The sequence below is a fragment of the Cupriavidus sp. GW821-FHT02F09 genome (assembly GCF_059421605.1).
Window position 1 is genome coordinate 1 of sequence record NZ_JBWKVH010000038.1, and the last position, 24,305, is coordinate 24,305.

Consider the following 24,305-nt stretch of genomic DNA (forward strand, 5'->3'; position numbering starts at 1 on the left):
AACCGCCTGGGTCTGGCTATCTCAGGCACGTTTGCTCGTACGCCGATTGTCCAATGCCTGAATTTGTCCTCACCCTCTTTACGAGTAAAGAAAAGTGACATCTCACACGTTCTAAAACGGTCAGCCCCGTACAGCCGCGACAGCAGCTAGAAGCCCCAAAACACCGCCCACTCACGCTAATCTGCATCAGCAGCTAGAAGCAGGAAAACCCCACCCCAAAAACGCCAAAACCCGCGCCAGTGGAGCTAGAAACAGCAAACCAATCCCACAAGGCTAGTCCCAACAGACGATGTACACATCCCACTTCCGCTGAACAATGGCTTCACCAACCTGCCGCACCCAACCCGGCAGCAAATGAATTCCAAGAACAGCGAGGAGGCAGCATGATGGACATCCGAGCACTCGGCTATATCGTCGTCGAGTCCACCGACACCGAACGCTGGCGCCACTACGGCGAGCAAGTGCTCGGCATGGCGTGCACCAACGCCCCCCACGGCGCGCTCTACCTCAAGATGGACGAGCGCGACTACCGCTACCTGATCGTACCCGGCAAGCGGGACCGCTACCTGGCATCGGGCTGGGAGCTGGCCGGCGAGGCGGCTTTCGACCACGCGCTCGCAACGTTGCGCGCGGCCAACGTGGAAGTCACCCATGCCAGCGAGACCGAGCGCATCCAGCGGCGCACCCAGGCCATGGCCTGGTTCACCGATCCTTCCGGCAACCGGCACGAGATTTTCTGGGGCATGCGTTCGGACTTCCTGCGCTTTGTCTCGCCCATCGGCGTGTCGTGCTTCGTCACCGATCCGCTGGGCGCGGGGCACTCCGTGCTGCCGGCTCCGGCCTTCGACGAAACCTATGCCTTCCTGCGCGATGTGATGGGTTTCGGCCTGTCGGATATCTTCCGCGCGCGCTTCACCACGGATCCGGCCGAGCCGGAGAAGCGCATCCACTTCCTGCATTGCGGCAACGGGCGGCACCACAGCCTGGCCATCTTCGAGGCGAGCGCGCCCAGCGGCTGCATCCATGTGATGGCCGAGGTGCAGGACATGACGGAGGTGGGCCGCGCGCTCGACCGCGCGCAGCAGCATGGCGTGGCGCTCTCGGCCACGCTGGGCCAGCACTGCAACGATCGCGTTGTTTCCTTCTACATGAAGACGCCCGGCGGCTTCGACCTCGAGTACGGCTACGGCGGGCTGGTGGTCGACTGGAGCCAGCACGCCGCCTACGAGGCCACCCGGGTCAGCCTGTGGGGCCACGATTTCAGCATCGGATATCGCTAGAACTATGCTCAAGACACTGGACAAGACCATGACCGCGGCCGAAGTGGCCGCCCGCCTCGCCGATGGCATGACCATCGGCATCGGTGGATGGGGGCCCCGCCGCAAGCCGATGGCGCTGGTGCGGGAAATCCTGCGCTCGCCGCTGAAGGATCTCACCGTGGTGGCCTACGGCGGCCCGGAAGTCGGCATGCTGTGCGCAGCGGGCAAGGTGCGCAAGGTGGTGTTCGGCTTCGTCTCGCTTGACGTGATCCCGCTGGAGCCGCATTTTCGCGGGGCGCGCGAGCGCGGGGAAATCGACGTCTGGGAACTCGACGAGGGTATGTTGCAGCTCGGCCTGCGCGCCGCCGCCGCGCGCCTGCCGTTCCTGCCGACGCGCGCCGGGCTCGGGACCGACGTGCTGGCTTGCAACCCCGAACTCAAGACCGTCCGCTCGCCCTACGCCGATGGCGAAGTCCTGCTGGCGATGCCGGCCATCGCGCTGGACGCCGCGCTGCTGCACGTCAACGAAAGCGATGTGCTGGGCAATACCCGCATCGACGGCCCGGATCCCTTCTTCGACGAATGGTTCGCGCGGGCGGCCGGCCAGTGCTATGTGAGCTGCGAGGTCCTGCACGGCCGCCTGGAGGACGAAGACCTGGCGCGGGCGCGCAACAACCCGTTCGAGCGCGCGCTCGTCAGCGGCGTGGTGCACGCGCCGGGCGGTGCGCATCCCACTTCCTGCGGGCCTGTCTATGGTTTTGACCTGCCGCAGTTGAAGGCTTACTGCGCCAGCGCCGAGCAAGCGGCGGGCTTCGCCACCTACCGCAAGGACGTGATCGGCGACACCGAAGCCGGCTACCTGGACAAGATCGGTGGCATGGGCCACGTGCTGGACCTGCCGTTGCCGGTCCTTTGAACCCGTCACAAGGAGAAGGAGCCATCGTGAGCGCCACTCAACAATTCACTCTCGCCGAACTGATGATCGCCGCCGCGGCCCGCGCCTGGCGCGACGACGGCGAGGTCATGGCCACCGGCATCGGCACCGGCCCGCGCATCGCGGCCGGGCTGGCGCGGTGGCTGCACAACCCCGGCCTGATGCTGACCGACGGCGAAGCCTACCTGGTGGAAGAGCCGGTGCCGCTGGGGCGCCGCGAGGCGGGCTTCAAGGTGCGCGCCAGCGGCTGGATGGGCTATGCGCGCGTGTTCGACTGCCTGTGGGGCGGGCGCCGGCATGCGCTGGTGATGCCCACCCAGATCGACCGCTTCGGCCAGGCCAATATCTCCATGCTCGGCGGCACGCATGCGCGGCCAAAGAAGCAGCTGCTCGGCGCACGCGGCTTTCCCGGCAACAGCATCCACCACGCCAACTCCTTCTTTGTGCCGGCGCATAGCCCGCGCGCCTTTGTCGCCGGCGAGGTCGATATGGTGTGCAGCGTGGGCTATAACCCGGCGCGCCGGATCGAAGGCATGCGCAGCTTTGTCGACCTGCGGGTCATCGTGACCGACCTGTGCGTGATGGATTTCACCGGTCCCGATCACGCCATCCGCGTGTGTTCGCTGCATCCCGGCGTCAGCCTGGAGCAGGTGCGGGCAGCCACAGGCTTCGCACTGGCCAACGCATCCGGAGAAATACTGCCGGAAACGGCCGCGCCCACTGCGGAGGAGCTGGCCGTCATAGTCCGGCTCGATCCGCACAACCTGCGTGCCACCATCGTGCGCGACAACCCGGCCGTTCGCGGCGCGTGAGGAACACCATGTCATCGCAAGCCACCGAATCCCTCGGGCTGGGCCCCAACGCCGAGGTGCTCTATGCAGCGGCCGACGGCGTGGCCACCGTCACCATGAACCGGCCGCAGTACCACAACGCGCAGAACTCCAAGATGACCTACGCGCTGGACGAGGCCTTCCGGCGCGCGGCTGCGGACGACGCGGTCAAGGTCGTGATCCTGCGCGGCGCCGGCAAGCACTTCTCGGCCGGTCACGATATCGGCACGCCGGGGCGCGACATTGGCGAGTCGTTCGAGCGCGTCTCGCTCTGGCCCGACCATGTGGGCAAGCCCGGCGGCGAGATGCTTTACACCCGCGAGCAGGAGGTCTACCTCGGCATGTGCCGGCGCTGGCGCGACCTGCCCAAGCCGACCATCGCGATGGTGCACGGTGCCTGCATTGCCGGGGGCCTGATGCTGGCCTGGGTGTGCGACCTGATCGTCGCGTCGGACGATGCCTTCTTCGCCGATCCGGTGGTGCGCATGGGCATTCCGGGCGTCGAGTATTTCGCGCACGCCTACGAGCTCAACCCGCGCATCGCCAAGGAATTCCTCTTCATGGGCGAGCGCATGGATGCCCAGCGCGCCTACCAGATGGGCATGGTCAACCGCGTGGTGCCGCGCGAGGCGCTGGATGCCGCTGCGCAGGGCATGGCGGCCAAGATCGCGCAGATGCCACGGCTGGGCTTGAGCCTCACCAAGCAGGCCATCAATCACGTGGAAGAACTGCAGGGCAAGCGCGCCGCCATGGATGCCGCCTTTGCCTGGCACCACTTCGCCCACGCCCACAATGAGCTGGTCAGTGGCGACAAGCTGGGCGGCTTTGATGCACGCGCCATGGCGGCATCGCAACGCACCGGCGAGGAGAAGGCGGCATGAGCGGCGCGCCCCTGCATACCGTGCTGTGCGACTTGCTGGGTTGCCGCTATCCGATCGTGCAGACCGCGATGGGCTGGGTGGCCGATGCCCGCCTGGTGGCCGCCACCAGCAATGCCGGGGCCTTCGGCTTCCTGGCCGGCGCCACCATCGAGCCGGGCGAAGTCGAGCAAGAGATCCTGCGGGTGAAGGCGCTCACGGGCCAGCCCTTCGGCATCAACTTCCATATGTTCCAGCCCAACGCGGATGAGGTAGTCGAGATGGCCATCCGCCACCGGCTGCGCGCGGTCAGCTACGGGCGCGGGCCGGACGCCGCCATGATCGGCCGGCTCAAGGCCGCGGGCGTGGTGTGCATGCCCACCGTGGGCGCAGCCAAGCACGCCGCCAAGGCCGTGGAACTGGGCGCTGACGTGGTGACCGTGCAGGGCGGCGAGGGCGGCGGGCATACGGGTGGCACGCCCACCACGCTGCTGCTGCCGCAAGTGCTGGACAAGGTGGCGGTGCCGGTGGTGGCCGCGGGCGGCTTCTTCGACGGCCGCGGGCTGGCGGCGGCGCTGGCCTACGGCGCGGCGGGGATCGCCATGGGCACGCGCTTCCTGATGTCGAGTGAGTCGCCGGTGCCGGCGCAAACGCTGGCGCGCTACGTGGCGGTCCGGGACGCGGCGCAGATCCGCGTCTCGCTTGCCATCGACGGCTTGCCGCAGCGGATGATCGACAACCGCCTGCTGCTGGCGCTGGAGCAGGCCGGACCGCTGCGCCGCACGCTGATGGCGCTGGCCACCGCCCGCCAGTGGCGCCGGCACAGCGGCATGGGGCTTGTGCAGATGCTGGCGGTTGGCTGGCGCGCGCTGCGCCAGCACGATTACACCGCGGCGCAGACGCTGATGGCGGCCAACGCGCCCGTGCTGATCCAGCGCGCCATGGTAGAGGGCCACCCCGACGAAGGCGTGCTGCCGAGCGGACAGGCCGCGGCGGCCATTGGCGCCATTGAATCCTGCGAGCAGATCGTTGCCCGCATCGCTGCGCAGGCCCAGGCACGCCTGGCTGCCCTGGCGGGACCAGCCAGCGCCAGGCCGGAACGCAGCAACCCCATCCAAGCCATCTATTGAATATTGAAGGCAGACGTTCATGACAACGACGAGATCAAGCGAGCCTGTAGCACAGGACGGTACCCAGCCCTTCCACATCGAGGTGCGGGACGGCGTGGCGGAACTGGCGATCGCCCATCCCCCGGTCAACGCGCTGGACAGCGCGGGCTGGCATGCGCTGGCGGCGGCCATCGAGCGGCTCGGCGGGGATGACGCCGTGCGCGTGATCGTGCTGCGCGGCGAGGGGCGCGGCTTCTGCGCCGGGGTCGACATCAAGGAGCTGGCGGCGCACCCGCAGCGCATCGTGGCGGTCAACGCCGGCAACTACGCCACTTTCCGCGCGGTCCACCGCAATCCAAAGCCTGTTATCGCGGCGGTGCACGGCTTCGTGCTCGGCGGCGGCATCGGCATCTGCGGCGCGGCTGACATCCTGATCGCCGCCGAGTGCGCGCGCTTCGGCGTGCCGGAGATCGACCGTGGCGCCATGGGCGGCGGTGCCCACCTGCAGCGCATGTTTGGCGTGCAGAAGGTGCGGGCGATGTATTTCACCGGCGACATGATCGACGCCGCCGAGGCCTACCGCCTGGGGGCGGTGGAACGGGTGGTGCCGCGCACGGCACTACGCGATACCGCGCTGGAGATGGCGCGGCGGATCGCCCGGAAGAGCCCGGCCATGGTGCGCCTGGCCAAGGAGGCGCTCAACGGCGTGGAGGACGGCAATCTCGAGGACAAGTACCGCTGGGAGCAGGGCTTCACGCTGCAAGCCTATATGAGCGCGGATTCCGACGAGGCGCGCGCCGCCTTCGTGGAAGGGCGCGAGGCGCGCTTCGCGGCGCAGGCTCCCACCGTCAACGCGTGAGGCGGCCAGATGCATCTTGAATACACCGAACGCCAGCAGGCCTTCCGGGCCGAGATCCGCGCCTGGCTGGCCGAACGCGTGCCGCGCGCGCCGCTGGCCAGCTTCGACACCGCCGAAGGCTTCACGCAGCATCGCGCCTGGGAGCGCACCCTGTACGAGGGACGCTGGAGCATGGTCACCTGGCCCAAAGAGCTGGGCGGACGCGGCTGCGACCTGATCGAATGGCTGATTTTCGAGGAAGAGTACTGGCGGGCCGGCGCGCCGATGCGCGTCAACCAGAACGGCATCTTCCTGCTCGGGCCGACCTTGATGGAGTTCGGCACGCCGGAGCAGAAGGCGCGTTTCCTGCCGCGCATGGCCGCCGGCGAGCACGTATGGGCGCAGGGCTGGTCGGAGCCGAACGCGGGCTCCGACATGGCCGCGATCCGCTGCACCGCCATCCGGCAGGGCGACGAGTACGTGCTCAACGGGCAGAAGATCTGGTCGACCCGCGCGGTCTGGGCCGACTGGCTGTTCGGCCTGTTCCGCACCGATCCCGGCTCGTCGCGCCACCACGGCCTGACCTTCCTGCTGATGCCGCTGGATACGCCGGGCATCACGGTGCGGCCCATCCGCCAGCTCAACGGCCTGACCGGCTTTGCCGAGATTTTTTTCGACGATGTGCGGGTGCCGGCGGAGAACCGCCTGGCGGCGGAGGGCGCGGGCTGGCACGTGGCGATGGCCACCGCCGGTTTCGAGCGCGGGCTGATGCTGCGCTCGCCGGCGCGCTTCCAGGAGACCGCGCGGGCGCTGGTGCAACTCTATCTCGAGCATCGGGAGCAGGCCGACCGCGATCCCTCGCTGCGTGAAGCGGTCACGCGCGCCTGGATGGATGCCGAGGCCTATGCGCTGTCCACCTACGCCACCGCCAGCAGGCTGGTCAAGGGCGGACAGATCGGCGCGGAGTCCAGCACCAACAAGGTGTTCTGGTCCGAGCTGGATATCCGCATGCACGAAACCGCGCTGGCGATCCTTGGCCAGCGGGGCGAGCTGGTGCCCGCGCAAGACGCGACGCAAGGCACGCTCGGTGCCTGGCTCGACGGCTTCCTGTTCGCGCAGGCCGGGCCGATCTACGCAGGCACCAATGAGATCCAGCGCAACATCGTCGCCGAACGCATGCTGGGGATGCCGCGCGCCTGAGCGCGCGGCGGCAGACAGTCCGGCTTCGTCCTCGACTCAACCGTGAACCACCATGGAATTCGCATTTAACGAAGAGCAGCAACAGTTCGTCGATTCGATCAGGCGCTTCCTGATGATCGAAATGACGCCGGAACTGGCGCGGGAACAATGGAGCAGCGCAAGCGGCCGCTCCGACGCGCTTTGGCAGCGGCTGGCCGGGCAGGGCCTGACGGCCGTGCTGGTGCCGGAGGCTTGCGGCGGCCTGGGCCTGTCGGAAATAGAATGGGCGCCGCTGGCGCAGGAGTGCGGCTACTTCGCCCTGGCCGAGCCGCTGTTGGACACCGCGCTGGTGGCGGCCGGCATGCTGTCGGACTGCCACGCCGCCACGCGGGACACAGGCATCCGCGAACGCTGCGAAAGCTGGCTGCGCCGCATCGCGGACGGCAGCGCGCGCCTGGCGGTGGCGCATCCGGGGCAAGCCATGGTGGCCGACGCCCATGTCGCCGACGCCATCCTCTGCGAGCACGGCGGCGCGCTGCACCTGGTGCTGCCGGCGCAGGCCACGCTTGCCGCGCACGCGAGCCTTGATCCATCACGCCGGCTCTTCGCGCTTAGCTGGGCGCCGGACGACGGCAGCCTGCTGCTGCCCGCGACGGCCGCGAAGCCCATGTGGGAAGCCGCGCTCAACCGCGGGGCGCTCGGCGTCGCCGCGCAGATGCTCGGCCTGACGCAACGCATGCTGGATATCGCCATCGACTACAGCATCCAGCGCAAGCAGTTCGGCAAGGCCATCGGCGCCAACCAGGCGCTCAAGCACCTGCTGGCGGATGTCGCCATCCAGCACGAATTCGCCAAGCCGGTGGTGTACCGCGCGGCCTGCACGCTGGCGCAAGGCCATGGCACCGCCGGGCTGCATGTGTCGCACGCGCTGCTGGCCGCCACGCGCGCCGCGCTGCTCGCGGCACGCAACACCATGCAGGTGCACGGCGCCATGGGCTACACGTGGGAGCTGGACTTGCAGATCTTCATGAAGCGCGCGTGGGCCCTGGCCGACAGCTGGGGCGACCGGGCCTTGCACAAGGCGCGCGTGGACGCGCACATCCTCGGGGCGGCCGTGCCGATCGGCGCCGGCGCCACCTTTGCCACCACAGCCAACTCGGCATCAACACTTTGACAGGCGGAATGACCATGAGAGATGCATATATCGTCGACGCGCTGCGCACCCCGACCGGACGCCGCAAGGGCGGCCTGGCACACATGCACGGGGCCGACCTGGGCGGCTTCGTGCTGGCCGAGCTGGTGGGGCGCAACGCCATCCCGGCCGCGGAGTACGACGACGTGGTGTTCGGCTGCGTCGACACCATCGGGCCGCTGGCCGGCAATATCGCCCGCAGCGCCTGGCTGGCTGCCGGGCTGCCGCTTGCCGTGCCCGGCGTGACAGTGGACCGCCAGTGCGGTTCGTCGCAGCAGGCTGTGCACTTCGCCGCGCAGGCGGTGATGAGCGGCAACCAGGACGTGGTCGTCGCCGGCGGCGTGCAGACCATGACGCAGATCCCGATCTCGTCGGCCATGCTGGCCGGGCAGGCGCTTGGCTTCTCCGATCCGTTCTCCGGCAGCAAGGGCTGGCAGGCGCGCTTCGGTGACCAGCCGGTGTCGCAGTTCGACGCCGCGCAGCGCATCGCCGGGCACTGGAATCTGTCGCGCGAGGCAATGGAAGCCTACGCGCTGCAAAGCCACCAGCGCGCGGCCATGGCCATCGAGGGCGGCCGCTTCCAGCGCGAGATCGTGCCTTGCGCAGGCGTAGTCCATGACGAAACGCCGCGGCCCGATACCACGCTCGCCAAGATGGCATCGCTCGAACCACTGATGCCCGGCAGTGCACTGACCGCCGCCGTTTCCAGCCAGACCGCGGACGCGGCGGCGGCATTGCTGGTGGTCTCCGAAGACGCGCTCAAGCGCTACGGGCTGACGCCGCGCGCGCGTATCGCCCATATGAGCGTGATGGGTGACGACCCGCTGTGGATGCTGACCGCGCCCATTCCCGCCACGAAACGCGCGCTGGTGCGCAGCGGCCTGCGCTGGGAGGACATCGACGTGGTGGAGATCAACGAGGCGTTCGCTTCGGTGGCGATGGCCTGGCTGGCCGAGACCGGCTACCCGGCCGAGCGCACCAACCCGAACGGCGGCGCCATCGCGCTGGGGCATCCGCTCGGCGCCACCGGCGCGCGGCTGATGACCACGCTGTTGCACGAGCTGGAGCGCACGGGCGGCCGCTACGGCCTGCAGACCATGTGCGAGGGCGGCGGCCTGGCCAACGTCACCATCATCGAGCGCCTGTGAGCCGGGTTCCCGGGGCACTGGCGCAAGCAACGGACAAGGGGAGTAGCGACATGGGAATCTGCGACGGACGGACCGTCATCATCACCGGCGCCGGCGGCGGCCTGGGGCGCGCCTATGCGCTGGCCTTCGCAGCGGAAGGCGCCAGCGTGGTGGTCAACGATATTCGCCGCGAGGCGGCCGAGGCGGTATGCGCGCAGATCCGCGCGCAAGGCGGGCGGGCGCTCGCCAGCGATGACGACATCACGCAACTGGCCACGGCCCAGCGCATCGTCGATGCCGCGCTGGCGGCGTTCGGCGAGGTGCACGTGCTGGTCAACAACGCCGGCATCTGCCGCGACCGCATGTTCGTCAGCCTGAGCGAAGCCGACTGGGACGATGTGATGCGCGTGCACCTGCGCGGCCACTTCTGCCTGGCCAACCTGCTGGCCCGGCGCTGGCGCGACGCAGCCAAGGCCGGGCGGCCGGTCGATGCGCGCATCGTCAACACCAGCTCCGGCGCGGGGCTGCAAGGCTCGGTGGGCCAGTCCAACTATGCCGCCGCCAAGGCCGGTATTGCCGCGCTGACGCTCGTGCAGGCGGCGGAACTGGCGCGCTACGGCATCACCGCCAATGCGCTCGCGCCGGCGGCCCGCACCGGCATGACCGAAGGCGTGTTTGCGGAGATGATGAAGGCGCCGGCCGAAGGCTTCGACTACTACGACCCGGCCAATATCGCGCCGCTGGTGGTCTGGCTTGGCAGCGCGGCTTCGCGCCATGTCACCGGCCGCGTGTTCGAGGCGGCGGGCGGCATGGTGGCGGTGGCGCACGGCTGGCGCACCGGCGCGAGCACCGACAAGGGCACGCGCTGGCAAGCGGCCGAGCTGGGCGGCGCGATCGACGCGCTGCTCGCCCGCGCCGAGCCGGCGCAACGCGTCTACGGCACTTGAGGCGGGGACGGACGATGCGCTTCACGCTCTCCCTGGAACAACAAATGATCCGCGACACCGCGCGCGATTTCCTGGCCGTGCGCAGCGATTCGGCGGCGGTCCGGCGGGTGGTGGATGCGGTTGCGGGCACGGCGCAGGACGGCCATGACACCGCCCTGTGGCGGGAAATGGCCGGCGAGCTGGGCTGGTGCGGCATTGCCTTGCCGGAGGCGGCCGGCGGCGCCGGGCTGGGCGCCGTCGAGCTGGCGCTGCTAATGGAGCAGATGGGCCAGCGGCTGGCCTGCGTGCCGTACTGGTCGGCCATCTGCCTGGCGGCGCCGGCGCTGGCGGGCAGCCTCGCGCCCGAGGCCGCCGCGCCGTGGCTGGCGCGGCTGGCGCAGGGCGAGGCGCGTGCCGCGCTGGTCTTGCCCGGCTGGATGGCGCCCGGCGCGGATGGCTCGCTCGATGCCGATGCGCTGACCGTCACTGCCGCCGCGGCCGGGCATGGCTTCGTGCTGGACGGGCAGGTGGCGCAGGTGTTCGACGCCGCCGGCGCGGACTGGCTGCTGGTGCCCGCGCGCCTGTCCGGCGACGCGGCAGGGCAGCCGGCGCTGTTCCTGTTGCAAGCGGCGGCGCTGGCAGGCCAGCCAGGCTTCGGGCTGCGCCGGCTGGCGGTGCTGGACCGTACCCGAGCGCTGGCGGACCTCGTCTTCGACGGGCTGCGCGTGGAGGCTAACGCTTGCCTGGCGCAAGGCGCCGGAGTGGCGGCGGGCGTAGGCGCCGCCGTGTGGCACGGCAGCCTGATGCTCGCCGCCGAGCAGCTTGGCGGCGCCCAGCAATGCCTTGACCTCACCGTGGCCTATGCCGCCGAGCGCATCCAGTTTGGCCGGCCGATCGCCGCCTTCCAGGCGGTCAAGCACCGCTGCGCGCAGATGATGGTGGCGGTGGAAGCCGCGCGCTCCGCGGTGCACGGCGCCGCGCGGGCCTGGCAGGCGGGCGCGGCAGGCGGCGCGGCAAGTGACAGGATCGACGCAGCCAGGCTCGATGTTGCCGCCGCGCGCCTTGCCGCCGGCGACGCCTTCGGCTTCTGCGCCCAGGAAGCCATCCAGTTGCACGGCGGCGTGGGCTTTACCTGGGAGTACGACCCGCAGCTCTATTTCAAGCGCGCGCAGGCCGCCGGCGGCTGGCTGGGAGGTGCCGCCGCCGCGCTCGCCCGGATCGCCGACGGCCTGTTGGCCGCATGAGCCATATCAGCAGCGCAAGGACAAGCATGGATTCGATGGAAAACCAAAATGCCTCCGCTGGCCAAGCGCAACTGCGCGCGGAGGTGGCGGACTGGATGTCCGCCAACCTGAGCGGCGAATTCGACTGCCTGAAGCATCGCGGCGGCCCCGGCGACGAAGAGGCGCATCCGGGGCTGCGCAAGGCCTGGGAGCGCCGCCTGGCCGAAGGTGGCTGGACCTGCGTGGGCTGGCCGCAGGCGCACGGCGGGCGCGGCCTGCCGGTGATGTCGCAGGTGATCTTCCAGGAGGAGTACGCGCGTGCCGGCGGCCCCGGCCGCATGGGCCATATCGGCGAAGGGCTGATCGGCCCGACCCTGATCGCCTTTGGCAGCGAGGCGCAGCAGGCCCGCTTCCTGCCGGGCATCCGCAACGGCACGGAGTTCTGGTGCCAGGGCTACTCGGAGCCGGGCGCCGGCTCGGATCTCGCCAATGTGCGCACCCGCGCCGAGCGCGATCCCGTCACCGGGGACTGGCGCGTGAGCGGGCAGAAGGTGTGGACCTCGCTGGCCCACGAGTCGGACTGGATCTTCGTGCTGGCGCGCTGCGATGCGGCGTCGCGCGGCAACAAGGGCCTGGTTTTCCTGCTGATGCCGCTGGCGCAGCCGGGCGTGGAGATCCGCCCGATCCGCCAGATGGGTGGCGGTGTGGAGTTCAACGAGGTGTTCTTCGATGGCGCGCGCGCCGCCGCCGGCGATGTGCTGGGCGCGCCGGGCGACGGCTGGCGCATCGCCATGGCGCTGCTGGGCTTCGAGCGCGGCATCTCCACCCTGGGCCAGCAGATGCAGTTCACCCACGAGCTTGGCTGGATCGCCGAGGCCGCGCGCGCCAACGGTGCCTGGCAGGACGCTGCGCTGCGCCAGCGCATGGCGCGCGCCTGGGCCGGCTTGCGGGTGATGCGCTACAACGCGCTGCGCATGCTGGAAGGCGCCGAGGGCAGTGCCGGCGATGCCAGCGCGGCGCTGCAGCGCGAAACCCTGATCTACAAGTACTACTGGTCGAACTGGCACCGCGACCTGGGCCAGCTCGCGCTCGACGTGCTTGGCCCCAACGCCAACCGGATCGACGAAGCGGACGTGCGCCGCACGCGCCTGCAGCAGATGGCGCTGTTCTCGCGCGCCGACACCATTTACGCCGGTACCAACGAAATCCAGCTCAACATCATCGCCGAGCGCGGGCTGGGCATGCCCCGCGAGGCCAGAGGACAGTCATGACTGAAATGGCAGACAAGCAACCGGCCATGGCCGGCACCCCGATCCCTCCGCCGGCCTATGTGGCCGGCCACCAGTTGCTGGCCGGCAAGAGCGTGCTGATCACCGCCGCCGCCGGCGCGGGCATCGGTTTTGCCGCCGCCCGCCGCTGCGCGGAGGAGGGCTGCCGCGCGCTGATGATCTCCGATATCCACGAAAGGCGGCTCGACGAGGCTGTGGCGACCCTGCGCGCCGAGACCGGCCTGCAGGCGATCCACGGCCAGCTTTGTGACGTCTCCGACCAGGCCCAGGTGCGGTCCCTGGTCGCTGCCGCCGAGGAGGCCCTGGGCGGCACCGATGTGCTGATCAACAACGCCGGGCTGGGCGGCTCGCGCCGCATAGTCGAGATGGACGATGCCGAATGGTCGCGGGTGCTCGACATTACGCTTACCGGCACCTTCCGCATGACACGGGCGATGTTGCCGCATATGCAGGCGCGCCGGCGCGGGGCCATCGTCAACAACGCCTCGGTGCTGGGCTGGCGGGCGCAGAAGGAGCAGGCCCACTACGCCGCCGCCAAGGCCGGTGTCATGGCGCTGACACGCTGCAGCGCGGTGGAGGCCGCGGAGTTTGGCGTGCGCATCAATGCGGTGGCGCCGAGTATCGCCTTGCACGATTTCCTGCGGAAGTCGGCGCCAGCGGAACTGCTGCGGGAACTGGCCTCGCGCGAGGCGTTCGGGCGGGCGGCCGAGGTGTGGGAGGTGGCGAATGTGATGGTGTTTCTGGCTAGCGATTATGCGTCGTATATGACGGGCGAAGTGTTGCCAGTCAGCAGTCAGCGGGCTTAGCGGTTGTAGGGCAAGAAGCGAAGGAAGGAGAGCCATGACACGAGTATTCAATTCCGCCGAGGCGCTGATGAGCGCCGTGGGCGAGCCACTGGGCCACAGCGCCTGGACCGTCATCACGCAGGCGCGTATCGACGGCTTTGCCGAGGCCACGGGCGACCACCAATGGCTGCACGTGGATCCCGATCGCGCGGCGCAAGGCCCCTTTGGCGCCTGCATTGCGCACGGCTATCTCACCCTGTCGCTGGTCAACCAGTTCCTGCCGGAGATCCTGACGGTCGAAAACCTGCGCTGGGGCGTCAACTACGGCTGCGACAAGGTGCGCTTCCCAGCGCCGGTGCGGGTCGGGAAGCGCCTGCGTGGCGTGGGCGAACTGGTGCGCGCCGAGGCGCTGCCCGGCGGCGTGCAGTCGGTGGTGCGCGTCAGCGTGGAAATCGAGGGCGAGGATAAGCCGGCCTGCGTGGCCGACACCATCAGCCGCTATTACTTTTGATCCTTCCAAGGAAAGCAGCATGAGAGAAGCAGTCATTGTCGCCGTGGCGCGTACGCCCATCGGCAAGGCATTCCGCGGCGCCTTCAACGATACCGAGGCGCCGGCGCTGGGCGGGCACGTGGTGCGCGCCGTGGTCGAGCGGGCGGGGATCGACCCGGCCGAGGTCGACGATGTACTGATCGGCGCCGCCGCGCAGCAGGGCACGCAGGGCTACAACCTGGGCCGGTTGTGCGCGGTGGCGGCGGGCCTGCCCGATAGCGTGCCGGGCATGACCATGGACCGGATGTGTTCGTCGGGGCTGATGACCATCGCCACGGCCGCGAAAAGCATCATCTGCGGCGAGGCCGACATCGTGGTGGCCGGCGGCGCCGAGTCGATCTCGCTGACGCAGAACAAGCACAAGAACGCCTACCGCGCGCAATCCGAGGCGGTGCTGGCCCGGCAGCCGGACGCCTATATGGCAATGATCGAGACCGCCGAAGTGGTGGCGCAACGCTATGGCATAGCCCGGGAGGCGCAGGACGAGTACGCGCTGCGCAGCCAGCAGCGCACCGCCGAGGCGCAGCGCCAGGGCCTGTTCGACGACGAGATCGTGCCGCTGGAGACGCGCCGCGCGCTGTTCGACAAGGCGGGCGCACTTACCGGACATGAGACCGTGCGCCTCGCGCAGGACGAATGCAACCGGCCCGATACCAGCGCCGACAGCCTGGCCGCGCTCAAGCCGGTATGGAGTGGCGGGCGCGCGGTGCCGCAAGGGCTCCACATCACCGCGGGCAATGCCTCGCAACTGTCGGACGGTGCCGCCGCTGTGCTGCTGATGAGCCGCGAGCAGGCCGAGCGCCGCGGCTTGCGCCCGCTGGGCCGCTATCGCGGCATGGCCGTGGCCGGTTGCGCGGCGGACGAGATGGGCATCGGCCCGGTGTTCGCCGTGCCCAGGCTGCTGGCGCGCCACGGCCTGACGGTCAAGGATGTTGGGCTTTGGGAGCTGAATGAAGCCTTTGCGTGCCAGGTGCTGTACTGCCGGGACACGCTCGGCATTCCCGACGCGCGGCTGAACGTCAATGGCGGCGCCATCGCGATCGGCCATCCCTTCGGCATGTCGGGCGCGCGCATGACCGCGCACGCCTTGCTCGAAGCGCGCCGGCGCGGGGCTGCGCACGCGGTGGTGACAATGTGCGTCGGCGGCGGCATGGGCGCTGCCGCGCTGTTCGACGTGCTGTAGCGGCCATTGCCGGTGGCAGTGCGAACGGCCAGCACAAGGCCGGCCATGCCCCCGGCACGGAGGAGACGACAATGAAACAAGTGATTGGCATCACCATGTCGCTGACGGTATTGGCTGCCGCGGCATGGTCCTTCTCGCCGCGGCCCCTGCCTGCCTTCGCCGCCACCGCGCTGCGGGCGGATCGGCTGCAGCTCAATGGCATCGGCCGGTCCGGCGACCGCCTGGTGGCGGTCGGCGAGCGCGGCACGATCTTGCTCAGCGATGACGAAGGCGCGCACTGGCGGCTCGCCAGCGTGACGCCGGAGCACGGCGCCGCGCTCACGCAGCTTGTCTTTGCCGGCGGCAAGGACGATAAGGTCGGTGTGGCGGTCGGCCACAGCGGCTGGATCCTGCGCACCACCGACGGCGGCGAGCATTGGCAGCAGGTGGCCTTCGATGCGGCACAGTCGGACCCCCTGTTGGGGGTCTGGGGCCAGGCGACTAGCCCGTGGTTCGCCATCGGCAGCTTCGGGCGCTTCCTGGTGTCGCACGACCAGGGCGGGCACTGGCAGTCCGCAGCCACGCCGCTGATGCAGGACAAGCACCTGAACGGCATTGCCGGGGATCATCAGGGCCGCCTGATGCTGGTAGGCGAGAGCGGCCTGGTGCTGCGCTCCGCCGATGGCGGCGGCACCTGGGAAGCGGTCAAGATGCCCTACGCGGGCTCGCTCTACGGCGTGCTGCCGCTGCGTGACGGCGCCTGGCTGGTCTATGGCATGCGCGGCAACGTGCTGCGCAGCGCCGACTTCGGCGCGAGCTGGGAGGCCGCCGAGGTGGGGCTCAAGACCTCGTTCTTCGGTGGCGTGCAACTGGCCGACGGCCGCATCGCGGTGGCCGGCCAGGGCGGCATGCTGGCCGTCTCGGCGGACGGCGGGCGCCATTTCAAGCCGGTGGCGGGCGGCAGCGCGCAGACGCTGGCTGCGCTCATTCCGGCCGCAAGGGGGAATGCCCTGACGCTGGCCGGCAACGCGGGGATTGCCCGCTTCACCCTGGCCCCGGATGCCGCGCCCTGATCCTCTCCCCGCCACAGCAGCAGCGCTTAGCACCTCACCGCATTGCATAGAAGCGAGAACGCCATGACCCGCCCCGAAATCCCCGGCCCCCGGGCCCCCACCACCCGCCTGAGCCGCTTCGTCGCGCATTGCGCGGACCTGTTGATCCGGCGCCGCCGCCTGTTGCTGGTGCTGTGCCTGGCGATGACCATGGCGATGGGCTTGTCCGCCACGCGCCTGCGGCTCGATCCGGGCTTCAACAAGATGATCCCGCTGCAGCATCCCTATATGCAGGTGTTCACCAAGTACGCCGGCACGTTCTCCGGGGCCAATACCGTGCTGATCAGCCTGCGCTGGAAGGGCGAAGGCGATATCTACAACCCGGCCTTCATGGACAAGCTGCGTCGTGCTACCGACGATGTGTTCTTTATTCCAGGCGTGCGCCGCTCACATGTGTTCTCGCTGTTTACGCCGAATGTGCGCTACACCGAGGTGACCGAGGTGGGATTCCGGGGGGATGTGGTGGTACCGGGCCGATACTCGGGTACCCCGGAGCAGCTCGACCAGGTACGCCGCAACGCGGCGCGCTCAGGCCAGATCGGCCGGCTGGTAAGCAATGACCTGAAGTCCGCGCTGATCCGCGCCGATCTGAGCGATGTGGATCCCGCTACGGGCAAGGCGCTCGACTACGGGAAGGTGGCACGCCAGTTGGAGCAAATCCGCACCGGCCTGGGCGGCACGGATGTGGAGGTGAGCATTATCGGCTTTGCCAAGCTTGTCGGCGATGTGGAAGACGGCATTGCCGGGGTGATGGTGTTCTTCGCGCTGGCCTTTGCGGTGACGGCGCTGATGCTGTTCTTCTACACGCGTTCGCTGCGCATTACCCTGCTGGCGCTGGTGGTGGCGCTGCTGCCGGTGGGGTGGCTGCTAGGCTTGCTGCCGCTGCTGGGCTACGGCATCGACCCAATGTCCATCCTGGTGCCGTTCCTGATCTTTTCCATCGGCGTCTCGCACGCGGTGCAGATGACCAATGCCTGGAAACAGGAAGTGGTGCAGGGCAATGAACCGGTCGAGAGCGCGCGCGCGGCCTTCTGCAAGCTGTTTCTCCCCGGCACGGTGGCCTTGCTGACCAACGCACTGGGTTTCATGGTCATCATGCGTATCGAGATCGAGATCGTGCGTGAGCTGGGCATTACCGCATGCCTCGGCGTATTGCTGATGATTGTCACCAACAAGGTGTTCCTGCCGCTGCTGCTGTCGTACACGCGACTGGAGCCCCGCGTGGTGGCGGCCGCCAGGGCGCGTGCCGGGCGGCATGGCACCTTCTGGAACCGGTTCGGCCACTTTGCCCGCCCGGGGCCGGCACTGGTGGTGTTCGGCGTGTCGCTGGCGCTGTTGGCGTTCGGTGCGGTGCAGTCACGGGGACTAAGGGTCGGCGATATCGGCAACGGTGCCCCGGAACTGCGCGCCGACTCGCGCTATAACCGCGATAACGTGCAGATCGTCGGCCAGTACAACATCGGCGTGGACGTACTCACGGTGGTGGTGGAACCCAAAGGCTTTGACGACGCCTGCCTGCACTATCCGGTGATGAGCGCGGTGGAGCGCTTCGAGATGAACCTGCGCGGTGTGGCGGGTGTGCAATCGGTGGTGAGCGTGCCGTCGCTCGCCAAGGTGATGATCGGCGCCTTCAACGAAGGCAATCCACGCTGGGAGGCGCTGCCGCGCAATAGCGATGGCCTGACCCAGGGCGCCAAGGCCTTCGATCCGGAGAACGGCATGAACACCGCGAACTGCCAGGCCATCCAGGTGTTGATCTACACAGCCAATCACGAAGGCGCCACCATTGCCCATATCGTCAAGGAGATCCAGCACCTGATTGCCGCGGACAAGACGCCGAACGTGGCGTTCCGCCTCGCCGGCGGCAATATCGGCGTGATGGCAGCCACCAACGAAGCGGTGGACGAAGCCGAGGTAACCATGCTGCTGGCGATCTTCGGCGCCATCACGCTGCTGTGCCTGCTGACCTTCCGCTCCTGGCGGGCCGTGCTGTGCATCATCGTGCCGCTGACGCTGGTGTCCGTCCTTTGCAGTGCGCTGATGGCGTGGCTGGGGATCGGCCTGAAGGTCTCGACGCTGCCGGTGATCACGCTGGGCGTAGGGGTTGGCGTGGACTATGGCATCTATCTTTATGAGCGCATGCAGCACCAGTTGCGCCATGAAGGGCAGAGCCTGCCGCAGGCGTTTGCCGAGGCCATGCGCCAGCGTGGCAATGCCGCCTTGTTCACCGCCATGACAATGTGCATCGGGGTGGGTACGTGGGCCTTCGCGGCGCTCAAGTTCCAGGCAGACATGGGCATCCTGCTGGCCTTCATGTTCATGGTCAACCTGTTCGGCGCCGTCTTCCTGTTGCCGGCGCTGGCGAGCTGGCTGGGCGTGGAAGAGGAGGAACGCCGGCCGGCCGGCAACAAAGCCCGCGGCGCGCAGGCACGCGTGGGCAAGATGGCCGGTAGCGAAGGGCGCCCGTTCAAGTCCGACGCGGCCTGAACCGCCGGGCCTTCGCGCGGCCGGCCCGTCATCATTTGAAGAATCTGCTGCAATTCGGAGGGGGCGGACGCTTACAATTCACATCTCGATCTGGACATCGCGAGTGCACTCCTCGCGATTCGACATAGCGTCCCGCGGATGGCCGGGCCGGGCCGTGGGGCAGTCATCAAACGATAGTAGCCGGCGGCCCTGCTGCATGAGGCAGGGCGTGGCGTGCCAGGCGCGACATAGCATCGCGCAGGAAGGAGAATAAGATGTCGCAGCAGGCCCCCACTGATGGATCGCCGTTCTCAACGATCCGGATCGGCCCCCTTGCGTTGCGCAACCGCCTGATCAAGGCAGGTGCGAACGAGGGCATGACACCGCAAGGATTGCCGACACAGGCGCTGGTCAAGCATCACCGGGATATCGCTGCCGGTGGCATCGGCATGACGGTGGTCGCGTATGCTGCCGTCGCGCAGGAGGGGCTGACCTTCTCGCATCAGCTCGTCCTGACCCGCGAGGCCATACCGCATCTGCGGGTGCTGACCGACGCGGTGCATCGTGAGGGCGCTGCGGCTTGCCTGCAGATTACGCATGCCGGCTCGTTTACGATGATGCGGCATGGCGGGAGCCGCGCGCCGCTGACCGCATCGGCCGGCTTGAATGCCTTCGGCATGATGTATGGCGTGTATTTCCAGCGCGCCATGGGCGAGAGCGATATGTCCCGGGTCGCCATGCAGTTCGCCGATGCTGCGCGCCTCGCGCGGGAGGCGGGCTTTGACGCGGTCGAGATCCATATGGGGCACGGCTACCTGCTCAATCAGTTCCTGTCTCCGCTCAGCAACCGGCGGCGCGACCGTTTTGGCGGTGAAGTGGAAAACCGCACGCGCTTCCCGGCGATGGTGCTGCGCCACGTCAAGGACGCCGTCGGGGCGGAACTGGCGGTGTGCTGCAAACTGAGTGTGGTTGACGGTGTGCCCGGCGGCAACGAGGCAGCGGATTCCGCCATCACGGCGCGCATCCTGGAAAGGGAGGGGGCTGACCTGCTGACGCTGAGTGGCGGACGTAATGTCGAAAGCCCGTGGGTGTTGTTTGGCAGTGCGATGCCGACGGCCCAGATGAAAGCCACGGCGCCGCACGCGCTGGCCAGGCTCGGCATCTCGATTCTGGAGAAGCGTACCCCGCGCGAGCTGAAGTTCCGTGAACTGTATTTCCTTGAGGCTTCCCGGGTGATCCGCCAGGCGGTGCGGATGCCGCTGGCCTATATTGGCGGCGTGAAGTCGCTGGACAATGTGCGGCAGCTGTTGGGCGAGGGCTTCGACTGCGTTGCCCTGGCGCGGGCGCTGATCCATGATCCCGCCCTGGCCGATCACTGGCGAACCGGCGCGGTGACAAGTTCGGCATGCGACAGCTGTAATGCTTGCGTGGCAAAAATCTATGATCCCGCCGGCGTTTCCTGCATTTACGGGCCACCGGCGGATCCCAGGCTGACCACGATACTGGCTGCCGCGCAGGCTGATTGAGACTTGCGTGACTTCCGACCACCGATGCCGGGCCGATTTCGCCCGGCTTCCCGACGCCACGCCCGGACCGACGCGCTGTCAGCCGGTACTTGATTTCCTGGCAAGCCAGTCCTGTTGCGTCATGATCGTGCGAAAGCCCAGGTGCGACATGGCGCTGAACGGGTCCGACCCTCTCCTTGCGCTGACCCGGTAGCTGGTGCAATAAGTCTCGCTGCACAAAAAAGAGCCACCCCGTATGACTCGCTTGGGGGCGTCGACGGGTACCCCTGCATCGTCGGGGTCATAGGAGTCGACGGGGCCTTGGGGGTCCAAGGCTTGTCCCCCTTTGCGGGCCGCGATGGCGAACGCGTCGGAGCGATACCAGTCAGCCGTCCATTGCCAGACATTGCCGGCCATATCGTAGATGCCATAGCCGTTCGGCGCGAAATTGCCAACGGGCAATGTGCCGACCTGGACCTTTTCATTGCGGCTGACAACCGGAAACTGACGCCCCCGGTCGTCCCACGTATTGGCCATCTTCTTGCCATCGGGAGTGAGCTCGTCTCCCCAGGCGTAGTCCGCTTGTTCGAGGCCGCCACGCGCGGCGAATTCCCACTGCACTTCGGTCGGCAGGCGCCTTCCAGCCCAACGGGCGTAGTTCAGCGCGTCAACGTACGACACCTGCACCACAGGATGATTCTCCCTATCGGCCAGATTGCTATGGGGGCCGAGCGGATGCTGCCAATTTGCCCCAGGCACATACCTCCACCAGCGCGACCAATCGCCCAGGTCGACGGGTTCGCTCGTGCCGACAAATACCATGCTGCCGGGGACAAGCGTCCCGGGATCGGGCTCTGGCGTGCCGGGCGGCAGTTGCGGGCGTATGTCTTCCCACTTTGGTTTCTGCTCAGCTGTCGTGACGTACCAAGTGGCTTCGGTGAAGCGTCTGAAATCGGCGTTTGTCACATCGAAACTGTCCATCCAGAACCCGCTGACTTGCACGCGGTGGGCCGGTCCTTCGCTGGGAAGGGCCCGCTTGGATGAACTGCCCATCAAGAATGTCCCCCCAGGGACCCAGACCATGCCTTTGGGGCCTGTCACCCCATCGCCGATCACGGGCCCCTTGAACTGGCCTGTCTTGGAAGAACCCCTGAAGTATTTCGCGCTCAGCAGTCCAGCCGCGCCGGCAACTCCGGTTGCCAGTAATCCCGAGATAAGCGCTCGGCGTTTCATGGTATTTCCTAATCCTTTTTTGTCGCAGCGTCCCGCGGTCTGTCTGGGCGTGCGATGAATTTAGTGGGTTGATTCCTGGCCTGGCTCATCGATGTCGTCCACGTTGGGCGATAGAGGAGGAGCCGCCGACTATCCGATGATCGCGATGATACAACTGCCTGGCATCGTCTTCCCGGACTACCGAAGCATTTATGTGTGCCATCTCCGGGCTCGCTTTGATCGGCTACGCCCACCGCGTGCATCTTTCGCTGTCTAGTCTGAAGAGACGATGAGGCATGGCCCTGGGCTATGTACTGTGGAACGTGCTAAATCAAAAGGAGGAGACATGCCTGCACCTGGCTACAAAATTGAATCCCGGCCGCTGGAATCGCGGTATGCGCGCGGCTGGCATTGCCTTGGGCCGGTCGCGGATTACCGCGACGGGAAGCCGCACACACTGAACATCTTCGGCCGCCGCCTTGCCGCCTTTGCCGATTCCGCCGGCACCATTCGCATCATTGATAGCTATTGCCCGCATATGGGCGCGGACCTTAGTACCGGTACCGTGCAAGGCGACCAGCTGGTGTGCCCCTTCCATGGTTGGCAGTGGGGCGGCGATGGCGCTTGCAAGTCGATCCCTTACTGCAAGCGAGTGCCGCCGAAGGCGCGCATCGGCAGCTGGGATACATGCGAGCAGAACAATCTGCTCTTCATCTGGCACGATCCCCAGGGCAACGCACCTCCACCCGAGGTGGCGATCCCGCGCATCGAGGCATGCTACTCGGAGCAATGGTCCGCGTGGGCAATCGACAAGATGGTGATTCAAACGAACTGCCGGGAATTGGTCGACAATATCTCCGATATGGCTCACTTCGACACCGTGCACGGTGCGCCGATCGACTACTTCGCCAATCTGTTCGAGGGCCACAAGGCCACGCAAGTGCTGGTCGGCCGCAGCGCCCGACTCTCCGCCGGAGATTGCCTGACCGCGTTATCCACCTATTTCGGCCCGGCGTACCACATTACGGAAATGCGTGGCCAGATGGACGGTCAGCCGATCCATTCGATTCTGCTCAACTGCCATGTGCCCATCGACATGAACAGCTTCGAGCTGCGCTATGGTGTCCTGGTAAAGAAGGTCCCCGGCCTTTCCGACGAGCAGAATGAGGCGATTGCGCAAGCCTACGTGGAACAGGCGCGCAATGCCTTCTACGAGGATGTGGCCATCTGGGATTCCAAGATCCGCACCGACAATCCGCTTTTGTGCGAGGGAGATGGGCCCATCTACCAGATGCGGGACTGGTATAGCCAGTTCTATGTAGACGCCGAGGAGGTACGGCCAGCCAGTGTCGGGCGCAAGGTGATCGAGATGAATATAGCGGGAATTGATGCGCCAAAACTGCATCATGTATTTGAAGCGTAGGAGGAAGAGGGCGCTGCCGTCTCCGATCCGGAGGTGGCAGCGGATTTCTAGGGGACAGCCTGCTAGAACTTGTGACGGATGCCAAGCACCGCACCGAACTGGTTTTCCGAGCCGGCAACCGTGCCGAAGCCGCTGCCCTGGACGGAGCCGGTGCCACCTGCGGTCAGACCCAGATTCGAACCATCCTTGTTCTTGGTGTAACCGAGGTTCAAGTAAGCATCGGTACGCTTGGACAGAGCGTAGTCAGCCGATGCCACGAAGCTCCACGGATCCGCATTGGTGCCCCGGAAGTCCTGGAAGTAGGCAACGCCTGTCAGGGACAATGCCGGGGTCAGCAGATAGCGCAGACCCAGCCAGTACAAATTCGAGACGTTGTTAGGGCCGAGGTTGCCCGGCAGCGTGGCGCCACCGAGCGCCTTGGCCCAACGATAGCCAGCGTAGGCCTTGACGGGGCCGATGGCGTACGAACCGGCCAGGCCGGCGCGGCGGATTTCGGCATCCGTCAGGGCACCGGTCGCAGCCGCGCCGGGATTGGTCGAGTCGTAGATGGCGCCGACAGCGAACGGACCCGCAGCGTAGGTCAGGCTGGCACTGTACTCGCGCCCGATCTTCGGGCTGCCAGGGACCTCACCAGAGGCGCCGGCGCCGGTGTTCGCGCCAAAGCTGTACAGGGCCCTGGCGGACAGGCCACTGAAGGTGCCGACGTACTTGACCGAGTTATCGGCACGGCTGCCGAAAGCGGCGTCCTGCCCCAGGATCGAGTAGTTGGTGCTGACGGCCATCGGGTCGAAGTCAACGTTGAAATCATGGAACGGGGTCTGATGCCGGCCCAGGGTCAGGGCGTTCCATTTGTTCTGCAGGCCGACATAGGCCTGGCGACCAAACAGACGGCCTGAGAAGGATGACTTGCCGTCGTCCACCGTGAAGCCGTTTTCCAGCACGAAGACTCCCTTCAGGCCACCTCCCAGGTCTTCCACGCCGCGCAGGCCCCAACGGCTGCCGGCCAGGTTGCCGGAGGTCAGGCGCGTCACGTCATGGTTGCCGCCGGGCTGGTGGTTTTGGTATTCGATGCCCACGTCAATCAGGCCATACAGTGTCACGCTTGACTGGGCATAGGCACTACCCGCGGCCAGGACGGCGACGGTGGCTGCAAAGTGTCTCATTTCCATGTCGCCGCTCTCCTTGTCAGCTTATCGGGGAACCTCTCTACAGTACTTGCCTCGGCAAAAACAGTGCGTGCATTGCCGTTGGAATAATAGCCCTTTCCCGGCCGAAGGTGTCGCCAGGCGACGCTCCCGCAATGTCTGCGCCCTGCGTGCCATCAGGC

21 protein-coding genes are annotated in these 24,305 nt (G+C 67.4%); 19 read left to right on the plus strand and 2 right to left on the minus strand.

The features are described from left to right. The first annotated feature begins 383 nt into the window (after positions 1–383). The 18 genes from AC07XB_RS29900 (at position 384) to AC07XB_RS29985 (ending at position 20,364) form a co-directional block, all read left to right on the plus strand. On the plus strand, positions 384–1,280 hold the full coding sequence (locus AC07XB_RS29900) for a VOC family protein (protein ID WP_492831093.1): 897 nt from the start codon (positions 384–386) through the stop codon (positions 1,278–1,280). A 4-nt stretch (positions 1,281–1,284) separates the two neighbouring features. After that, a complete protein-coding gene (locus AC07XB_RS29905; protein ID WP_492831094.1) occupies positions 1,285–2,175 on the plus strand; it encodes a CoA transferase subunit A in 891 nt (296 codons plus the stop codon). Positions 2,176–2,201: 26 nt separating this feature from the next. Beyond that, positions 2,202–3,005 carry a CoA-transferase subunit beta gene (locus tag AC07XB_RS29910; protein ID WP_492831095.1) on the plus strand — a complete coding sequence of 268 codons (804 nt, stop codon included), beginning with the start codon at positions 2,202–2,204 and terminating at the stop codon, positions 3,003–3,005. Positions 3,006–3,013: 8 nt separating this feature from the next. Beyond that, positions 3,014–3,904: an enoyl-CoA hydratase gene (locus AC07XB_RS29915; protein WP_492376423.1), complete on the plus strand. Its 891-nt coding sequence runs from the start codon at positions 3,014–3,016 to the stop codon at positions 3,902–3,904. Next, positions 3,901–5,010: an NAD(P)H-dependent flavin oxidoreductase gene (locus AC07XB_RS29920; RefSeq protein ID WP_492831096.1), complete on the plus strand. Its 1,110-nt coding sequence runs from the start codon at positions 3,901–3,903 to the stop codon at positions 5,008–5,010. Before AC07XB_RS29915 ends, AC07XB_RS29920 begins: the two co-directional genes overlap by 4 nt. A 19-nt stretch (positions 5,011–5,029) precedes the next feature. After that, positions 5,030–5,848: an enoyl-CoA hydratase family protein gene (locus AC07XB_RS29925; protein WP_492831097.1), complete on the plus strand. Its 819-nt coding sequence runs from the start codon at positions 5,030–5,032 to the stop codon at positions 5,846–5,848. Between the two features lie 9 nt (positions 5,849–5,857). Then, complete coding sequence (locus AC07XB_RS29930) at positions 5,858–7,027, plus strand: acyl-CoA dehydrogenase family protein (protein WP_492831098.1); 1,170 nt, start codon at positions 5,858–5,860, stop codon at positions 7,025–7,027. 52 nt (positions 7,028–7,079) lie between these two features. Then, entirely contained in the window at positions 7,080–8,180 is a 1,101-nt protein-coding gene (locus AC07XB_RS29935) for an acyl-CoA dehydrogenase family protein (RefSeq protein WP_492831099.1), read from the plus strand. Positions 8,181–8,194: 14 nt separating this feature from the next. Beyond that, positions 8,195–9,346: an acetyl-CoA C-acetyltransferase gene (locus tag AC07XB_RS29940; protein WP_492831100.1), complete on the plus strand. Its 1,152-nt coding sequence runs from the start codon at positions 8,195–8,197 to the stop codon at positions 9,344–9,346. 50 nt (positions 9,347–9,396) lie between these two features. Beyond that, positions 9,397–10,272: an SDR family oxidoreductase gene (locus AC07XB_RS29945; RefSeq protein ID WP_492831101.1), complete on the plus strand. Its 876-nt coding sequence runs from the start codon at positions 9,397–9,399 to the stop codon at positions 10,270–10,272. A gap of 14 nt (positions 10,273–10,286) precedes the next feature. Next, a complete protein-coding gene (locus AC07XB_RS29950) occupies positions 10,287–11,495 on the plus strand; it encodes an acyl-CoA dehydrogenase family protein (protein WP_493688129.1) in 1,209 nt (402 codons plus the stop codon). A 35-nt stretch (positions 11,496–11,530) separates the two neighbouring features. Continuing rightward, complete coding sequence (locus AC07XB_RS29955) at positions 11,531–12,745, plus strand: acyl-CoA dehydrogenase family protein (protein ID WP_492831102.1); 1,215 nt, start codon at positions 11,531–11,533, stop codon at positions 12,743–12,745. A 5-nt stretch (positions 12,746–12,750) separates the two neighbouring features. Beyond that, the gene (locus AC07XB_RS29960) at positions 12,751–13,569 is read left to right on the plus strand and encodes an SDR family oxidoreductase (RefSeq protein WP_492376435.1); all 819 of its coding nucleotides are present in this window, start codon (positions 12,751–12,753) and stop codon (positions 13,567–13,569) included. Between the two features lie 34 nt (positions 13,570–13,603). Further along, positions 13,604–14,059: a MaoC family dehydratase gene (locus tag AC07XB_RS29965; RefSeq protein ID WP_492831103.1), complete on the plus strand. Its 456-nt coding sequence runs from the start codon at positions 13,604–13,606 to the stop codon at positions 14,057–14,059. Positions 14,060–14,078: 19 nt separating this feature from the next. Then, positions 14,079–15,281, plus strand: a complete 1,203-nt coding sequence (locus AC07XB_RS29970) for an acetyl-CoA C-acyltransferase (protein ID WP_492376433.1) — start codon at positions 14,079–14,081, stop codon at positions 15,279–15,281. A gap of 71 nt (positions 15,282–15,352) precedes the next feature. Beyond that, positions 15,353–16,333, plus strand: coding sequence for a WD40/YVTN/BNR-like repeat-containing protein (locus tag AC07XB_RS29975; protein WP_492813910.1), 981 nt, complete (start codon positions 15,353–15,355; stop codon positions 16,331–16,333). A gap of 63 nt (positions 16,334–16,396) precedes the next feature. Next, entirely contained in the window at positions 16,397–18,859 is a 2,463-nt protein-coding gene (locus AC07XB_RS29980) for an efflux RND transporter permease subunit (protein WP_492831104.1), read from the plus strand. Between the two features lie 254 nt (positions 18,860–19,113). After that, complete coding sequence (locus tag AC07XB_RS29985; protein WP_492831105.1) at positions 19,114–20,364, plus strand: NADH:flavin oxidoreductase; 1,251 nt, start codon at positions 19,114–19,116, stop codon at positions 20,362–20,364. 78 nt (positions 20,365–20,442) lie between these two features. Here the strand turns inward: AC07XB_RS29985 and AC07XB_RS29990 are convergent, their stop codons facing one another. After that, the gene (locus AC07XB_RS29990) at positions 20,443–21,576 is read right to left on the minus strand and encodes a formylglycine-generating enzyme family protein (protein ID WP_492831106.1); all 1,134 of its coding nucleotides are present in this window, start codon (positions 21,574–21,576) and stop codon (positions 20,443–20,445) included. 325 nt (positions 21,577–21,901) lie between these two features. On the opposite strand from AC07XB_RS29990, the gene AC07XB_RS29995 reads away from it, so the two are divergent. Beyond that, positions 21,902–22,978 carry a 3-ketosteroid-9-alpha-monooxygenase, oxygenase component gene (locus tag AC07XB_RS29995; protein ID WP_492831107.1) on the plus strand — a complete coding sequence of 359 codons (1,077 nt, stop codon included), beginning with the start codon at positions 21,902–21,904 and terminating at the stop codon, positions 22,976–22,978. A gap of 62 nt (positions 22,979–23,040) precedes the next feature. Here AC07XB_RS29995 and AC07XB_RS30000 read toward each other — a convergent pair whose 3' ends face one another. Beyond that, on the minus strand, positions 23,041–24,147 hold the full coding sequence (locus AC07XB_RS30000) for a porin (protein WP_492374312.1): 1,107 nt from the start codon (positions 24,145–24,147) through the stop codon (positions 23,041–23,043). Positions 24,148–24,305: the final 158 nt, after the last annotated feature.

What these genes read in the sequence shown, in the direction of transcription:
- AC07XB_RS29900 (WP_492831093.1), top strand. Translation starts at nt 384, where the DNA reads ATGATGGACATCCGAGCACTCGGCTATATCGTCGTCGAGTCCACCGAC.
- AC07XB_RS29905 (WP_492831094.1), top strand. Translation starts at nt 1,285, where the DNA reads ATGCTCAAGACACTGGACAAGACCATGACCGCGGCCGAAGTGGCCGCC.
- AC07XB_RS29915 (WP_492376423.1), top strand. Translation starts at nt 3,014, where the DNA reads ATGTCATCGCAAGCCACCGAATCCCTCGGGCTGGGCCCCAACGCCGAG.
- AC07XB_RS29920 (WP_492831096.1), top strand. Translation starts at nt 3,901, where the DNA reads ATGAGCGGCGCGCCCCTGCATACCGTGCTGTGCGACTTGCTGGGTTGC.
- AC07XB_RS29925 (WP_492831097.1), top strand. Translation starts at nt 5,030, where the DNA reads ATGACAACGACGAGATCAAGCGAGCCTGTAGCACAGGACGGTACCCAG.
- AC07XB_RS29930 (WP_492831098.1), top strand. Translation starts at nt 5,858, where the DNA reads ATGCATCTTGAATACACCGAACGCCAGCAGGCCTTCCGGGCCGAGATC.
- AC07XB_RS29935 (WP_492831099.1), top strand. Translation starts at nt 7,080, where the DNA reads ATGGAATTCGCATTTAACGAAGAGCAGCAACAGTTCGTCGATTCGATC.
- AC07XB_RS29940 (WP_492831100.1), top strand. Translation starts at nt 8,195, where the DNA reads ATGAGAGATGCATATATCGTCGACGCGCTGCGCACCCCGACCGGACGC.
- AC07XB_RS29945 (WP_492831101.1), top strand. Translation starts at nt 9,397, where the DNA reads ATGGGAATCTGCGACGGACGGACCGTCATCATCACCGGCGCCGGCGGC.
- AC07XB_RS29950 (WP_493688129.1), top strand. Translation starts at nt 10,287, where the DNA reads ATGCGCTTCACGCTCTCCCTGGAACAACAAATGATCCGCGACACCGCG.
- AC07XB_RS29955 (WP_492831102.1), top strand. Translation starts at nt 11,531, where the DNA reads ATGGAAAACCAAAATGCCTCCGCTGGCCAAGCGCAACTGCGCGCGGAG.
- AC07XB_RS29960 (WP_492376435.1), top strand. Translation starts at nt 12,751, where the DNA reads ATGGCAGACAAGCAACCGGCCATGGCCGGCACCCCGATCCCTCCGCCG.
- AC07XB_RS29965 (WP_492831103.1), top strand. Translation starts at nt 13,604, where the DNA reads ATGACACGAGTATTCAATTCCGCCGAGGCGCTGATGAGCGCCGTGGGC.
- AC07XB_RS29970 (WP_492376433.1), top strand. Translation starts at nt 14,079, where the DNA reads ATGAGAGAAGCAGTCATTGTCGCCGTGGCGCGTACGCCCATCGGCAAG.
- AC07XB_RS29975 (WP_492813910.1), top strand. Translation starts at nt 15,353, where the DNA reads ATGAAACAAGTGATTGGCATCACCATGTCGCTGACGGTATTGGCTGCC.
- AC07XB_RS29980 (WP_492831104.1), top strand. Translation starts at nt 16,397, where the DNA reads ATGACCCGCCCCGAAATCCCCGGCCCCCGGGCCCCCACCACCCGCCTG.
- AC07XB_RS29985 (WP_492831105.1), top strand. Translation starts at nt 19,114, where the DNA reads ATGTCGCAGCAGGCCCCCACTGATGGATCGCCGTTCTCAACGATCCGG.
- AC07XB_RS29990 (WP_492831106.1), bottom strand. Translation starts at nt 21,576, where the DNA reads ATGAAACGCCGAGCGCTTATCTCGGGATTACTGGCAACCGGAGTTGCC.
- AC07XB_RS29995 (WP_492831107.1), top strand. Translation starts at nt 21,902, where the DNA reads ATGCCTGCACCTGGCTACAAAATTGAATCCCGGCCGCTGGAATCGCGG.
- AC07XB_RS30000 (WP_492374312.1), bottom strand. Translation starts at nt 24,147, where the DNA reads ATGGAAATGAGACACTTTGCAGCCACCGTCGCCGTCCTGGCCGCGGGT.